We start from the raw sequence: 14,369 nt of genomic DNA, 5'->3' as shown, positions 1-14,369 counted from the left end.
GTTTGTGACAAACAGTTACACCGTCACCTCTTCCGCCTACTGTATAAAAACCCTATACTGTATGAATTGACAGTTTTGTGGGTTTTATCATGACGGCGGAAGGCCACCTGCTTTTTTCTATTGCGTGCGCAGTATTTGCCAAAAACGCTGAACTCACTCCCGTGCTGGCACAGGAGGACTGGTGGCATATTGTCCCTTCCGCCGTATTGACCTGTCTGCTGCCCGACATTGACCACCCCAAGTCCTTCCTCGGACAACGCCTGAAGTGGGTGTCGAAACCCATCGCCCGCGCGTTCGGCCACCGGGGGTTTACGCACAGCCTGCTGGCCGTGTTTGGCCTGCTGACGCTTTTCTATTTGAAGGTGCCCGAAAGCTGGATAGTCCCCGCCGATGCCATCCAGGGGATGGTGCTGGGCTATTTAAGCCATATTCTCGCCGATATGCTGACGCCTGCGGGCGTGCCGCTGCTTTGGCCCTGCCGCTGGCGTTTCCGTTTTCCGATCCTCGCACCGCAGAAAGGCAACCAGCTTGAGCGCGTATTGTGCATGGCGCTTTTTGCTTATGCCGTCTGGATGCCGCAAACCTTGCCCGAAAACAGTGCAGTTCGCTGGTCATCCCAGATGATTAATTCGCTGCAATTTCAGTTCAATCGCTTTATTCATCACCAGATTGAACAGTAAACCGACAAAATCATCCCATTTGTCATAACCCATTCCATTTGGATATAAGCGCTACATCACACTTCTGCTAACCTTCCGCCAACAGGATCGGTAAAAACCGACCCAATAATAAATCAGGAGAACGGGGATGAATTTTCCACTCATCGCGAACGTCGTTGTGTTCGTTGTATTGCTATTGCTCCTCGCGCAGGCGCGCCACAAACAGTGGAGCCTGGCGAAAAAAGTGCTGGTTGGTCTGGCCATGGGTGTCGTATTTGGTCTGGCATTACAGGCAATTTATGGCTCCGATAATCCAGTTCTGAAAGATTCCATTCAGTGGTTCAACATCGTCGGTAACGGCTATGTCCAGCTGCTGCAGATGATCGTTATGCCGCTGGTGTTCGCCTCTATTCTGAGCGCCGTGGCCCGCCTGCATAACGCCACGCAGCTGGGAAAAATCAGCTTCCTGACCATTGGTACGCTGCTGTTCACCACGCTGATTGCCGCGCTGGTGGGTGTGCTGGTCACCAACCTGTTTGGCCTGACCGCAGAAGGTCTGGTTCAGGGTACCGCTGAAACGGCGCGTCTTACCGCGATTCAAACCAACTACGTTGGTAAAGTGGCTGACCTGACCGTGCCGCAGATGGTGCTCTCCTTCATTCCTAAGAACCCGTTTGCTGACCTGACCGGTGCGAGCCCAACCTCGATCATCAGCGTGGTTATTTTCGCCGCGTTCCTGGGCGTAGCGGCGCTGAAGCTGCTGAAAGACGACGCGCCTAAAGGCGAACGCGTGCTGACCGCGATTGATACCCTGCAAAGCTGGGTGATGAAGCTGGTGCGTCTGGTGATGCAGCTGACGCCTTACGGCGTGCTGGCGCTGATGACCAAAGTGGTTGCCGGCTCTAACCTACAGGACATCATTAAGCTGGGCAGCTTCGTTGTCGCCTCTTATCTGGGTCTGGGCATTATGTTCGTGGTGCACGGCATCCTGCTGGGCGTAAACGGCGTCAGCCCGCTGAAATACTTCCGTAAAGTCTGGCCGGTACTGACCTTTGCCTTCACCAGCCGTTCCAGCGCCGCGTCTATTCCGCTGAACGTTGAAGCGCAAACCCGTCGTCTGGGCGTGCCTGAATCCATCGCCAGCTTCTCTGCCTCCTTTGGTGCCACCATTGGTCAGAACGGCTGTGCGGGTCTGTACCCGGCGATGCTGGCGGTGATGGTTGCCCCTACCGTTGGGATTAACCCGCTGGATCCGGTCTGGATCGCCACGCTGGTCGGGATTGTTACCGTCAGCTCCGCAGGCGTTGCGGGTGTTGGCGGTGGCGCAACCTTCGCCGCGCTGATTGTGCTGCCTGCGCTGGGTCTGCCCGTGACGCTGGTCGCGCTGCTGATCTCCGTTGAACCGCTGATCGACATGGGCCGTACCGCGCTGAACGTGAGCGGCTCCATGACCGCCGGTACGCTGACCAGCCAGTGGCTGAAGCAGACCGACAAAGCGATTCTGGAAAGTGAAGACGACGCCGAGCTGGCGCACCGTTAATCACGGTAGAAATAAAAAAACCGCCTGATGGCGGTTTTTTTATGGCTGTTATTCCTCAACCTCTTCATCCTGGCGGATCTGCATCGCCCACCGTTGCGCTGACTCCGGCACGGTAAACGTGGGCGAGCGGCGGAAATGTTCGCCGATCAGCACAAAGGCCACGTATTTTCCCCGCAGCTGCCAGACATCGCGAAAACCCTCCACTTTCAGGGCATGGTCAGGCGGCGCGGGCTCAACGCGGGGCACATAGCTAATAACCTGGCGGTTTTGTTGACGAAGAGGTTTCATAAGCGACTGGTTCACTAAAGCAAATTCTTGAAGCAGGAAAATTCTATGATAGCCGATCCTGCTGCCTTCCGTCGCGCCCCGAGTGGGCGAGAAGGCTCCTTTCGTCAATGACGGCATGTGAAAACTCTTAGTTCGCGAGCCATCTCGCGACATTGTTCTATCCTTAATAGGGTTTTTAGCAATGGATAAAGGAGAAGCGTGCAATGTCGAACAAAGATAAAACACATCAATCACCGATTCATGGCACTGAGGAATCTCAACCGGGTATGGACTCTCTCGCCCCTGCTGACGGCTCTCACCGCCCCTCCCCTGGTCCCTCTGCACCGGGCGAACAGCCTACCGCACCGGGAAGCATGAAATCACCGGACACGGGAAACGAGAAGCTGAAATCGCTTGAGCCGCACCGTAAAGGCGGCGAAGGTTTTGCGCTGACCACCAATCAGGGCGTGCGCATTGCTGACGATCAGAACTCCCTTCGCGCAGGCGCGCGCGGGCCAACCCTGCTGGAAGACTTTATCCTGCGGGAAAAAATCACCCATTTCGACCACGAGCGGATACCGGAACGCATCGTCCACGCGCGCGGTTCCGCTGCGCACGGCTACTTCCAGCCCTATAAGAGCCTGAAAGCGATCACCAAAGCGGATTTCCTCTCCGACCCGGACAAAATCACTCCGGTATTTGTGCGCTTCTCCACCGTGCAGGGCGGCGCGGGTTCGGCAGATACCGTCCGGGATATCCGCGGCTTTGCCACCAAGTTTTATACCGAAGAGGGTATTTTCGATCTGGTGGGCAATAACACCCCGGTGTTCTTCATTCAGGACGCGCATAAATTTCCTGACTTTGTCCATGCGGTAAAACCGGAGCCCCACTGGGCCATACCGCAGGGACAAAGCGCGCACGACACCTTCTGGGACTACGTCTCCCTGCAGCCTGAAACCTTACACAACGTGATGTGGGCGATGTCAGACCGCGGCATTCCGCGCAGCTATCGCACCATGGAAGGCTTTGGCATCCACACCTTCCGTCTGATCAACGCCGAGGGTAAAGCCACGTTCGTCCGTTTCCACTGGAAGCCGGTGGCGGGTAAAGCCTCGCTGGTGTGGGACGAGGCGCAAAAGCTGACCGGGCGCGATCCGGACTTCCATCGCCGCGAGCTGTGGGAGTCCATCGAAGCGGGCGACTTCCCGGAGTACGAGCTGGGCCTGCAGCTCATTCCGGAAGAGGACGAATTTAAGTTCGATTTCGACCTGCTTGACCCGACGAAGCTGATCCCGGAAGAGCTGGTGCCGGTTCAGCTGGTGGGTAAAATGGTGCTCAACCGCAACCCGGATAACTTCTTCGCCGAAAACGAACAGGCCGCGTTCCACCCGGGGCATATCGTGCCGGGGCTGGACTTCACCAACGATCCGCTCCTGCAGGGACGTTTGTTCTCGTATACCGATACGCAGATCAGCCGTCTGGGCGGGCCGAACTTCCACGAAATTCCGATTAACCGCCCAACCTGCCCATACCACAATTTCCAGCGCGACGGGATGCACCGTCAGGATATTGATACCAATCCGGCGAACTATGAGCCGAACTCCATCAACGATAACTGGCCGCGCGAAACGCCTCCGGCGCCGAAACGCGGTGGATTCGAATCGTACCAGGAGCGTATCGACGGCAACAAAATTCGCGAGCGCAGCCCGTCGTTCGGCGAGTATTACGCCCATCCTCGCCTGTTCTGGAACAGCCAGACGCCGATTGAGCAACAGCACATTATCGGCGGCTTCAGCTTTGAGCTGAGCAAAGTGGTGCGTACCTACATCCGCGAGCGGGTCGTCGATCAGCTGGCGCGCATTGATATTCAGCTCGCCCATAGCGTTGCGGATAACCTGGGCATTACGCTGACCGACGAGCAGCGCAACCTTGCCCCGCCTAAAGAGGTTAACGGCGTGAAGAAAGATCCGTCGCTGAGCCTGTATGCCGTGCCGGGTGGCTCGATTAAAGGCCGCGTGGTCGCCATCCTGCTGAACGACAAAACCCGCGCCAGCGACGTGCTGGGGATTATGCAGGCGCTGAAAACCCAGGGCGTGCATGCGAAACTGCTTTATTCCCGCATGGGGGAAGTGACCGCCGATGACGGCTCCGTGCTGCCGGTGGCGGCAACCTTTGCCGGGGCGCCATCGCTGACCGTTGACGCGGTGATCGTGCCGTGCGGGGATATAGACAGCCTGCTGACCAACGGTGACGCGGTGTATTATCTGCTGGAAGCCTACAAGCACCTGAAACCGATCGCGCTGTCCGGCGACGCGCGACGGTTTAAGGCGCAGCTGAAGGTGGCCGATCAGGGTGAGGACGGCATTGTCGAGGGAGACAACGTTGACGATGCCTTTATGACGAAGCTGTTTGATTTGCTCGCCGCGCACAGAGTGTGGTCGCGCAGCAGCAAGATTGATCAGATCCCGGCGTAAAAAAAGCCGGGTGGCGCTTGCACTTACCCGGCCTACATTTCGATTGGTTTTGTAATTCGTAGGCCGGGTAAGGCGAAGCCGCCACCCGGCAACTCTTACAGCTCCCTGAACGTCCCCAACCGATACCCACGCTCGGCAATCGCATTCTTCAGCGACGCCGATGTGAGCACGTCCAGCTCCGCCAGGCGAGGCCAGCAGTAGGCGCTTTTCCGCACGGTGTTATCGACAAAAGCAGGATGCGCCATGACCTCCAGCGACCGTTCCCCCCGCGCGCTGGAATCATCCAGCACCTTAAGGAACAGCGCTTCGTCGATCTCGTCGCCGTAAAATGCGCTGCTGAACCCCTCTGTGGTGGTCACGTCGCAGTCGGGAACGCCGCGCGCCTCTCGATCCACGCGCATCGCCACGCCTTTGCGCTTTGCAAACTCAGCGACAATGGGGAAAATCGCCGGGATCACGTGCACGTGATGATGGCTGTCGATGTGCGTGGGTGCCTTACCAAAGGCGTCAACAAAGCGGTTGAACTGACACTCCAGCTCGCGGGCAATCTCTTCGAGCGGCAGAACGCCCTGCTCCGCCAGTTCCCAAATCCATTTGCCCAGCTGGCCGTCGCGCGTCAGGCCCGGCATGGGCGAAAGCGGCATCCCGAGCGTCAGCACAAAATGCATGCCGACGCCCAGCTCCGGCACCTCGCGGCTCAGGTGCGCCGCGTGTTCAACCGCCTCACCATTAACCATTGCCGTGGTCGAGGTCACAACACCCCGGCGACAGGCTTCAATAATGCCGTAGTTCTGACCTTTCGAGAGGCCAAAATCATCAGCATTAACGATCAGCAGGTTTTCCATTGTGCGTCCTCTCAGTGGTGTTTGAACTTCAGCTTCTCGATCGTGGCGGCAAAGTTCGGCAACCATTTTTCATGCGCCAGGATCATCTCGCTGGCCAGCTGCTCCGCATCGCGGTCGGAATGCACCAGCGGGCTGAGGTTCAGCGCCAGCAGCACGTCATTGAGCTCGCCGCTCAGCGCCGCGTTGCTTGCCGCCACTTCAAAGCCTTTGATGGTGTGGATCAGGCCCATGACCTTATCATCGAAGTGGGTGATGCGTGGATGCGGTTTAGCGCCTTCGCGTCCCAGGATGCAGGTCATTTCGACCGCCCAGTCCGCCGGGATATTGTCGATATGGCCGTGGTGCGGCACGTTAACGTAGTGTTCCGCCTGCTTGTCATTGTAGATGGCGTTAATCACCTCGCACGCCGCATCGGAGTAGTAGGCCCCGCCGCGCTGCTCCAGCTCTTTCGGTTTGACGTTCAGGTTCGGATCTTTATACAAATCAAACAGCTGCTTCTCGACTTTCTGAACGATCTGCGCTCGCGCGCCGCCCTTATAGTACTCGCCCATTTCGATAGCCAGCATCTCTTTCTGCTTAAAGTAGTAAAGCAGGTACGAGCACGGCAGCAGGTTCAGCGAGCGGATCAGCCCTTCGCTGAACGGCAGGTCAAAGATGTTTTTCACCGATGCCGCCGTCAGGCGACCGGAAGCTACGCCGTCCAGCAGTTCGGCAAAGCGCGATTTTCCGTTCACGATCACGTCTTTAATGAATACCATGTGGTTCAGGCCGAACAGGTCGATGGAGAGATCGTCGCTGTCGTTCAGCGCCAGCACGTCGCGGATAAACATCTTCATACCAATCGGAATATTACAGACGCCGATAAAGCGTTTGAAACCGGTATGACGATAGACCGCCTCGGTCACCATCCCGGCCGGGTTGGTGAAGTTAATCACCCACGCGTTCGGGCAGATCTCCTGTACGTCTTTGACGATGTCGAAAATCACCGGGATGGTACGCAGGCCTTTGAACAGGCCGCCCGCGCCGTTGGTCTCCTGCCCGAGATAGCCGTGGCTCAGCGGGATACGCTCGTCCAGCTCGCGCGCCTTCAGCTGGCCGACGCGCAGCTGGGTAGTCACGAAATCAGCATCTTTCAGCGCCAGACGGCGGTCGAGGGTTTTATGCACGGTCAGAGGCACGCCGGCTTTCTCCACCATGCGCTTGCACAGGTCGAAAATAATATTCAGCTTTTCCTGACCTTCCTCAACGTCCACCAGCCATAATTCGCTGACCGGTAATTCATGGTAACGTTTCAGAAAACCTTCCAGTAATTCCGGGGTATAGCTGCTGCCGCCACCAATGGTTACGACTTTTAATTTCTTCTGCATAATATCTCCCTTAGCGTATCAGGTTAATCGCCTGCAAGGTATAGCGTACTCTTCCCGCTATTTGGGCAAGCCATTAAAGCAATATTTGTGGCGGGTAATCCGCCGAAAGTTAATTAATTACCGTTAAATTCTTCCGGTAACTGTTCGGTGTGAATGAAGTCAATTTCTTAAAGGTCTTAATAAACAGGCTGGGACTGCTGTATCCTGACTCGTACGCAATATCGGTGACAGAATAGTTGGTAATTTCCAGCTGTTTCTTTGCAAAATTAATGCGGATTTCATTAATAATTTGCACGGGTGTTTTACGATAATAGCGCTGCGTCGCGCGGGTCAGATATTCCTGGGATTTTCCCGACAGTGACACCATATTTTCCAGCGCATTTTCGCTGAACTGGCCTTTATCGTGCATCAGCTCAACGGTGCTGCGCAGCCACTGTGGAATATCATCCGTCACCTGCTGCTCCTCACGATGATGGCGCAGCCTGTTCATCACGTAGAAGGTCACCGTTTCAATAAACTCATCAAATTCATTGTCGCGGAAGTTAAGCGAGGCGATAACCGTTTCAATCCAGGTCATGAACTCGTTTTTGACCCGATAGACCTGGGAGGCCACAAAGCAGAACGGCACCAGCGGCAGATAGTGCTTCTCAAAGAAGCGTCTGCTGACGCCAACATTCAGAATGCGGGTGGCACCAAATTCGTAAAAGCTCTGGTGATAAGACCCCATCGGCAGGAAGACAAAATCCCCTCGCTCAAGCAGAACGCGCTTACCGTTGATCTCCTGGTAATAGCGGCCGGTCAGAACAATCGTGAACTCGTAGTAGTCATGCTGGTGCAGACCGCTGGCGCTCTCCGTCTTGTTGTAGATAACCACGTGAAAATTTTTGCCGTTAAACAGCTGCTGTTCAAGTGCGGTTTTAATTTCCATCGTGCTGACCTCCTGCTGCGAAAACCGACTCAGTGCATTTTCTCGTGAAGCTCAATGAGCTCCGCCACCAGCTCACGCGCCAGCATCGAGGTCATCAGGTGATCCTGCGCGTGGACCAGCACCAGGCTGACCTTCATCTTCCCTTCGCCCTGATCGCCTTCAATCAGCTTTGTCTGCACCAGGTGCGCTTCGTTGAGCGCCGTGCGGGACTGGTCCATCATGGTTTTCGCGGCGGCGAAATCTCCCTGCTTGGCCTGCTTCAGTGCGGCATAGGCCAGGCTGCGTGCCTGTCCGGAGTTGATGATAAGCCCCATCACCACTTCTTCGAGATCGTTCTCGACGGCTTCGTCTGCGACAATACTATCCAAATCTAACATGTTTAAGCTCCTTGTGGCTGGCGCGGGCTTCCCCGCGCCGGTCAATCTTAGAATTTCAGTGAGAGGGCAATATCCTCTTCGCTCTCTTCTTCATCAATAATGGTGGCGGCTTTGTTGGCAATCGCCACGAACGGCATGTACAACAGGGTGGCAATCCCGAGGTTGAATATCGCCAGCAGGAAGGCCGCGACGCTACCGTTGGTGTTGAAGAAGGCGCCCAGGCCCGCCGGCATGGTCCACGGCGCAATGTTGGTGACCGGTGGAATGATGCCCATGTAATACGCCGTCAGGGTGATCGCGGCCAGCAGCGGCTGAATCAGGATGAATGGAATGAACATTACCGGGTTCATGATGATTGGCAGACCGAACAGAATCGGTTCGTTAATCTGGAAGATGCCTGATGGCAGCGCCAGCTTCGCGACCTGACGGTAGTCAGCACGACGAGAGACAATAAAGACCGCGATGATCAGACCCAAGGTCGCCCCGGTACCGCCCAGGAAGATATAGGAGTCAAGCATCGGCTTCGCCCACACATGGAAGGTTTTACCCGCTGCCAGCGCCGCGTCAACGGAGCCGTACTGCTGGTAAAGCGCAACGTTTTCCAGTGCCCAGGGGGTCATAATCCCGCTGTCCAGCGCGGCCAGTGCCAGTGAACCATGCACGCCGAAGAACCACAGCAGAGAAGTGAAAATCACATACGCCCAACCGACCACGCCACCCATCGACGCCAGCGGCGTAGAGATAGAGTCCATGATGATCTGGTGGAAGTTAGTGCCCCAGTGGGAGAGCGCCCAGGCGATAATCCCCATGATGGAGAGAATAATGAAGCCTGGAATCAACGCGGAAAATGAACGAGAAACGGAAGCCGGTACGCTATCCGGCAGGCGGATAACCCAGTTGCGGCGGATAATAAAGGTGAACATTTCTGCCACCACCAGGCCGATAACAATACCGGAGATGATGTTGGCCCCGCCCAGCCAGTTGGCGCCAACGGCATAGGCTTCGCCCACGCTATAAGGCGTTACGGTCATAAAGGCGGCAACGGATAATAACCCGGCAGCCAGCGGATCCACTTTACGCTCTTCTGCCAGTGCCATCCCAATAAAGAAAGGCGCCATCAGCGACATAATCCCTAACGTACCGTTATAGACGTTGCCGCCAATGGCTTTAAAACCATTAAGGGTTTCAATAGTGGAAGCGTCTAACCGAATTCCTAATGAATAAAAGAAGGAACCTTCACCAAAGCTCAGAAAAACGTTGTTAATTAAAACGAACATGGCCCCGGCCAGCGTCAACGGCATTAATTTAATAAAGCCGTTTTTGATGGCATTAACGTGAGGCTGCTTTCCTATTTTAACAGCAAAAGGAAGGAGTACCTTTTCAAGTGAAGCGATGACTTTACTCATAGGAAAATACCCTTAAATGCCGTAACGCATGTTACGGCGTATTGTGTGTGAAATAACTCTTTGACGGGAAAAATAAAAATTAATTAGCAGCTTTTTTAATGGCTGCCACAGCAGCTTTAAGAACACCTAAACCATCAATTTTGCCGTACAGCCCCGAGTCGATCACTTCGACCGGTTTATTCGGTAACAGTCGTTGAATTTCGGGCAACATATAGGCAATTTGCGGCCCCAGTAAAACAACATCGGCTGTCTGGCCTTTTTCGCCCGCCAGCGTCTCTGGAAACGCTTCAATCACCACAGGGACTTCATACTTTTCAGCCTGCGCACGCATCTTTGACACCAGAAGCGACGTTGACATGCCCGCTGAGCAGAACAGGTAGATATGTTTCTTTTCCATCGTGATTTCCCTCTTGTATGACTACCTGCCATCGCGCTATCACTCGACTCGCTGTCCCGGCAGACAGGTAGCTTGCGTACTGTTGTTTATCGTTGGAGTGAGTATACGCAATGGTACAGACAGGGGATAATTCTGGATAGGCTCAAATTGTCTCTCATTGACCTGGCTTGTTGACTCCCTTCACATTTCGGGCAAATAATTCGCGCAAAGAAATAAGATTTTCTGATGCATAAAAAAACCGGCCCATGGGCCGGTTTGTTAACATCCTCAGGCAAGCAGGGTTACTGCGCCTTAGGTGCCTGAGGATCGGTATCGTATTCAGCACAGGTCTGATAGCCGGAGTTGATCACATGACCGGTATCATCCAGGGCGACGAAGTAGGTTTCTGCCTTACCATCACGTTGACCCAGGATATAGGTCTGGCAGGTCCCTTTCGCATGAATCATGGTCACTTCAGAAGAAGGTTTACCGGCAATCGCAGCCACCTGCGAACGGGTCATCCCTTTTTTAACGTCTTTTACTACGGGCTGCGTAAACTGATCCTTAGTGCGATCGTAAGCCGTACACCCTGCCAGCATAGTCAGTACCGCCGCTGCGCTAAGAATTCCTGCTACGTTCTTGTTCATATTCCGTCCTCTTGTTTATCAGCGTGTTATCTAAGCATGGGATAAAAAGTACTATTGTTCAACTTTGTGAGTTACGCCAGACGAATTTCGGAAAATTCTAATAAAACAACGATAACCTGCTAAATCGGCGCAAATTAGCGCACTCGAAACTGTGATCCTTGTCGTTTCTCGCCCAAAGGGTTAGTTTTAACAGCTAACACATTCTGTTTATGTACTGCATATGGAGGGCGTGATGGCTCTGCAACAAGAGATTATTCAGGCACTGGGCGCGAAGCCTAGGGTAGATGCACATGAAGAGATCCGCCGCAGCGTGGATTTTTTAAAATCGTACTTAAAAAAGAACGCTTTCCTGAAATCCCTGGTGCTGGGCATCAGCGGCGGCCAGGACTCTACCCTGACCGGTAAACTCTGCCAGATGGCGATTTCAGAGCTTCGCGAAGAGACGGGCGATGAGACACTGCAGTTTATCGCGGTACGTCTTCCTTATGGCGTACAGGCGGACGAGCAGGATTGCCAGGATGCCATTGCCTTCATTCAGCCTGACCGCGTGCTCACCGTGAATATTAAGGGCTCGGTGCTGGCAAGCGAGCAGGCGCTTCGCGAAGCGGGCATTGAGCTGAGCGATTTTGTTCGCGGCAACGAGAAGGCCCGCGAGCGCATGAAAGCGCAGTACAGCATCGCCGGGATGACCAAAGGCGTTGTGGTCGGCACCGATCATGCGGCAGAAGCGATCACCGGTTTCTTCACCAAATACGGCGACGGCGGCACCGACATTAACCCGATCTTCCGTCTCAACAAGCGTCAGGGTAAGCAGCTGCTGGCCGCGCTGGGCTGTCCTGAGCATCTTTATAAGAAAGCGCCGACAGCGGACCTTGAAGACGATCGCCCTTCCCTGCCGGATGAAGCGGCCCTTGGCGTCACCTATGACAACATTGATGATTATCTGGAAGGCAAAAAGCTGGATGAAGGTACCGCGAAAATCATCGAAGGCTGGTATCTGAAAACCGAGCACAAGCGCCACACGCCAATTACGGTGTTTGACGACTTCTGGAAATAAACGCAAAACGGTAACCTAGGTTACCGTTTTTAGTGTTTGCGCCCTCTCCCGTGGGAGAGGGTTGGGGTGAGGGCATCAGGCCGCACGTCCTGGCCGGGTAAGGCGTAGCCCCCACCCGGCTCTTTTTTAACCACCACACTCCTGCTACACTGTATGCCTGAACAGTATATGGAGCAGTATGTGAGCAGGCGTCAATCCGCCCCGCGTCTTGAATTTGAAGCGGCGGCTATCTACGAATATCCCGAGCACCTTCGCCCCTGGCTTGAGGCGCTGCCTAAACAGCCGGGCGTGTACATCTTTCACGGTGAAAGCGACACCCTGCCGCTCTATATCGGCAAGAGCGTTAACATTCGCAGTCGGGTGTTATCCCATCTGCGTACGCCTGACGAGGCCGCCATGCTGCGCCAGTCGCGACGCATTTCCTGGTTCCAGACGGCGGGAGAAATGGGCGCGCTGTTGCTGGAGGCGCGGTTGATAAAAGAACAACAGCCGTTGTTCAATAAGCGCCTGCGCCGCAACCGTCAGCTCTGCTCGCTGCAGATAAACGATGGCAGGCCGCAGGTCGTCTACGCGCGCGACGTCGATTTTTCTCATGCCCCGAATCTCTATGGGCTATTCGCCAATAAACGCGCCGCGCTCCAGGCGCTGCAGACGCTGGCGGACGATTTACAGCTTTGCTACAGCCTTTTAGGTCTGGAGGCAACCACCCGCGGACGCGCCTGTTTTCGATCCGCGCTGAAGCGCTGCGCCGGTGCGTGCTGCGGGAAAGAGAGCGTTGAGGCGCATCACGCCCGGCTTCTCACCGGTCTGGCGGCCATCAGCGTGAACTGCTGGCCCTGGGAAAGCGCCGTTGCGCTAAAAGAAGTGGGCGAGGCCATGACCCAGTATCACATCGTCAACAACTGGCTCTGGCTGGGCGCCGTCGACGACATCAACGACGCGGCAACCCTGCTGCGCACGCCCGCCGGATTTGACCACGATGGCTACAAAATTCTCTGCAAACCGGTCCTGGCAGGAAAGTTTGAGATCATTGTGCTCAATGACCCGGCAGCCACGTGATTTCGCTGAACAATAAGGTGCCCTGAGCCTCCAGCAGACGCAGCGTATGGGTACCCTCCTCCCAGCTGGCACCCTGATCGGCCGTCAGCAATTTATCGCCCAGCTGCCACGCCCCGCTTAGCACGAACACCACGCCCCCGCGTGAGCCAAAGGTGGTGAAGGTTCGGTCAGCAACGCGCACCTTCGCCCGGCAGCAGTCGCGCCGGGTCATGATGTTAAAGTCCATCGCCATCCGCCCATCTGAAAGCAGCGCTTTCACCGGCAAGTCGCCGGCAAAACTGTAGGGCTGATGATGCTTGAGGGTATGGGAGAACGCCTGACCCGCGTCCAGCGTCACCTCTCCCCCTTCCAGCAAGGTAATCACCCGGTCAACACCGGGAAACGAGGAGAATTCGCCGTTGCTGGCAATCGTCGCGATACTGGCGCGCCAGTGAAAATCGCGCGTCGCGGGAGGGAAGCAGCAAATCTCACGCGTTTCGCCAGCACCATTGCGCCAGAGGCTGACCGGCATCTTACGGATATCAAAGAACTCCATCACCACTCCTGAATGGCACAACCCGTGCCAGGGCAAGGATATCGCTATCGTTGCTGTCTTGTTTGTTATCGTTGGGTATTCACAGAAACAGTATCGGCAGCAGAGCGGGCAGGCCTTAGCGGAACGTTAATAAAAATTCTAACGCCATGACTCTGCAAACATTCTCTGAAGCGACTACAGGAGGATACCGCGCTGGCGGCGGCAGGCAAGAGGGCAGGAAAGAAAAACCGCCGGTCCTGTCCACAGCGGTTGCGCTTTTGTGGACAGGATCCCGGCGGTCTTAAGAGTGTGAACCGATTATTCGGTTGGTGCTGGCATTTTACCTTCCATCGCCGGACGTTCTGTCAGACGCTTCTCAAAATTCGCATTAAATTGCTTTTTCTGTTCCGGTGTCAGAATGTTGTAGATCTTGTTCTGGGTTTCCATGTGAGCCAGCATGCGGGCTTTGTGCTGCTCGGCCATTTTGTCGATCTGCGCTTCGGCTTTCGCCTTATCGAAGCTGTCGCTGGCGATGATGTCATGCATCGCACGACGCTCTTCAAGCGGAGGACGTTTCATCTGGTCGCGTTCGCCTTTTCTGATGTCGCGGATCTGCTGCTTCTGGGCATCCGTCAGGTTGAGATCCTTAAACATCATCATCTCGTTGTGCATACCCGGACCTTTATGATGCATCATCATTTTGCCTTCAGCAGGCGCGGCAGTTGTAGTGGTCGCAGTATCTGCGGCGAACGCCATGCTGGTAGCGCCCAGAGCCAGGGTAGAAGCAACAAACAGTGCAGTAAACTTACGCATAATTTATTTCCTTTCTTTCAGTTATTCTTCGGCGCTATGC

General features: G+C 55.1%; 15 protein-coding genes. 5 read left to right on the top strand and 10 right to left on the bottom strand.

From position 1 onward, the window contains the following. Positions 1 to 89: 89 nt before the first annotated feature. Positions 90 to 680, top strand: coding sequence for a metal-dependent hydrolase (locus ACERY3_RS05690; RefSeq protein WP_373225261.1), 591 nt, complete (start codon positions 90 to 92; stop codon positions 678 to 680). Between the two features lie 127 nt (positions 681 to 807). Continuing rightward, positions 808 to 2,199 carry a cystine/sulfocysteine:cation symporter gene (gene tcyP / locus ACERY3_RS05685; protein ID WP_008500667.1) on the top strand — a complete coding sequence of 464 codons (1,392 nt, stop codon included), beginning with the start codon at positions 808 to 810 and terminating at the stop codon, positions 2,197 to 2,199. Positions 2,200 to 2,247: 48 nt separating this feature from the next. Here the strand turns inward: tcyP and cedA are convergent, their stop codons facing one another. Further along, positions 2,248 to 2,604, bottom strand: coding sequence for a cell division activator CedA (gene cedA, locus ACERY3_RS05680; protein WP_072196682.1), 357 nt, complete (start codon positions 2,602 to 2,604; stop codon positions 2,248 to 2,250). A gap of 86 nt (positions 2,605 to 2,690) precedes the next feature. Between cedA and katE the strand changes: the two genes are divergently transcribed. Then, entirely contained in the window at positions 2,691 to 4,940 is a 2,250-nt protein-coding gene (gene katE / locus ACERY3_RS05675) for a catalase HPII (protein ID WP_373225260.1), read from the top strand. 95 nt (positions 4,941 to 5,035) lie between these two features. Here the strand turns inward: katE and chbG are convergent, their stop codons facing one another. The 7 genes from chbG to osmE all read right to left on the bottom strand — a co-directional run bounded on the left by chbG (position 5,036) and on the right by osmE (position 10,886). Then, positions 5,036 to 5,785 (bottom strand): chitin disaccharide deacetylase, encoded by a 750-nt coding sequence (chbG, locus tag ACERY3_RS05670; protein WP_373225258.1) that lies wholly within the window; start codon positions 5,783 to 5,785, stop codon positions 5,036 to 5,038. Between the two features lie 11 nt (positions 5,786 to 5,796). Continuing rightward, positions 5,797 to 7,152 (bottom strand): 6-phospho-beta-glucosidase, encoded by a 1,356-nt coding sequence (locus ACERY3_RS05665; protein ID WP_240608451.1) that lies wholly within the window; start codon positions 7,150 to 7,152, stop codon positions 5,797 to 5,799. A 109-nt stretch (positions 7,153 to 7,261) separates the two neighbouring features. Next, on the bottom strand, positions 7,262 to 8,113 hold the full coding sequence (gene chbR, locus ACERY3_RS05660) for a transcriptional regulator ChbR (RefSeq protein WP_265096908.1): 852 nt from the start codon (positions 8,111 to 8,113) through the stop codon (positions 7,262 to 7,264). Further along, entirely contained in the window at positions 8,110 to 8,457 is a 348-nt protein-coding gene (gene chbA, locus ACERY3_RS05655) for a PTS N,N'-diacetylchitobiose transporter subunit IIA (protein ID WP_023311284.1), read from the bottom strand. Before chbA ends, chbR begins: the two co-directional genes overlap by 4 nt. Before the next feature lie 47 nt (positions 8,458 to 8,504). After that, entirely contained in the window at positions 8,505 to 9,863 is a 1,359-nt protein-coding gene (gene chbC, locus ACERY3_RS05650; protein ID WP_023311283.1) for a PTS N,N'-diacetylchitobiose transporter subunit IIC, read from the bottom strand. Positions 9,864 to 9,942: 79 nt separating this feature from the next. Beyond that, complete coding sequence (gene chbB / locus ACERY3_RS05645; RefSeq protein WP_008500676.1) at positions 9,943 to 10,260, bottom strand: PTS N,N'-diacetylchitobiose transporter subunit IIB; 318 nt, start codon at positions 10,258 to 10,260, stop codon at positions 9,943 to 9,945. A gap of 281 nt (positions 10,261 to 10,541) precedes the next feature. Beyond that, positions 10,542 to 10,886, bottom strand: a complete 345-nt coding sequence (gene osmE, locus ACERY3_RS05640; RefSeq protein WP_010430142.1) for an osmotically-inducible lipoprotein OsmE — start codon at positions 10,884 to 10,886, stop codon at positions 10,542 to 10,544. Positions 10,887 to 11,118: 232 nt separating this feature from the next. Here osmE and nadE point away from each other — a divergent pair, with 232 nt between their 5' ends. Together nadE and cho are read left to right on the top strand one after the other, a co-directional pair. Next, positions 11,119 to 11,943 carry an ammonia-dependent NAD(+) synthetase gene (gene nadE / locus ACERY3_RS05635; protein ID WP_373225257.1) on the top strand — a complete coding sequence of 275 codons (825 nt, stop codon included), beginning with the start codon at positions 11,119 to 11,121 and terminating at the stop codon, positions 11,941 to 11,943. 180 nt (positions 11,944 to 12,123) lie between these two features. Beyond that, on the top strand, positions 12,124 to 13,002 hold the full coding sequence (gene cho / locus ACERY3_RS05630) for an excinuclease Cho (protein ID WP_072196683.1): 879 nt from the start codon (positions 12,124 to 12,126) through the stop codon (positions 13,000 to 13,002). On the opposite strand, the gene ves is transcribed toward cho, so the two are convergent. Next, positions 12,980 to 13,537, bottom strand: coding sequence for an environmental stress-induced protein Ves (gene ves, locus ACERY3_RS05625; protein ID WP_023311280.1), 558 nt, complete (start codon positions 13,535 to 13,537; stop codon positions 12,980 to 12,982). The two genes, cho and ves, sit on opposite strands and share 23 nt — an antisense overlap. A gap of 297 nt (positions 13,538 to 13,834) precedes the next feature. After that, positions 13,835 to 14,329, bottom strand: a complete 495-nt coding sequence (spy, locus tag ACERY3_RS05620; RefSeq protein ID WP_023311279.1) for an ATP-independent periplasmic protein-refolding chaperone Spy — start codon at positions 14,327 to 14,329, stop codon at positions 13,835 to 13,837. Positions 14,330 to 14,369 lie beyond the last annotated feature (40 nt).

The sequence above is a fragment of the Enterobacter cloacae complex sp. ESBL7 genome (assembly GCF_041679625.1).
GTDB classification, from domain to species: domain Bacteria; phylum Pseudomonadota; class Gammaproteobacteria; order Enterobacterales; family Enterobacteriaceae; genus Enterobacter; species Enterobacter asburiae_B.
Note: the sequence above shows the minus strand (reverse complement) of the source record. Positions and strands in the feature narration are given on the sequence as shown.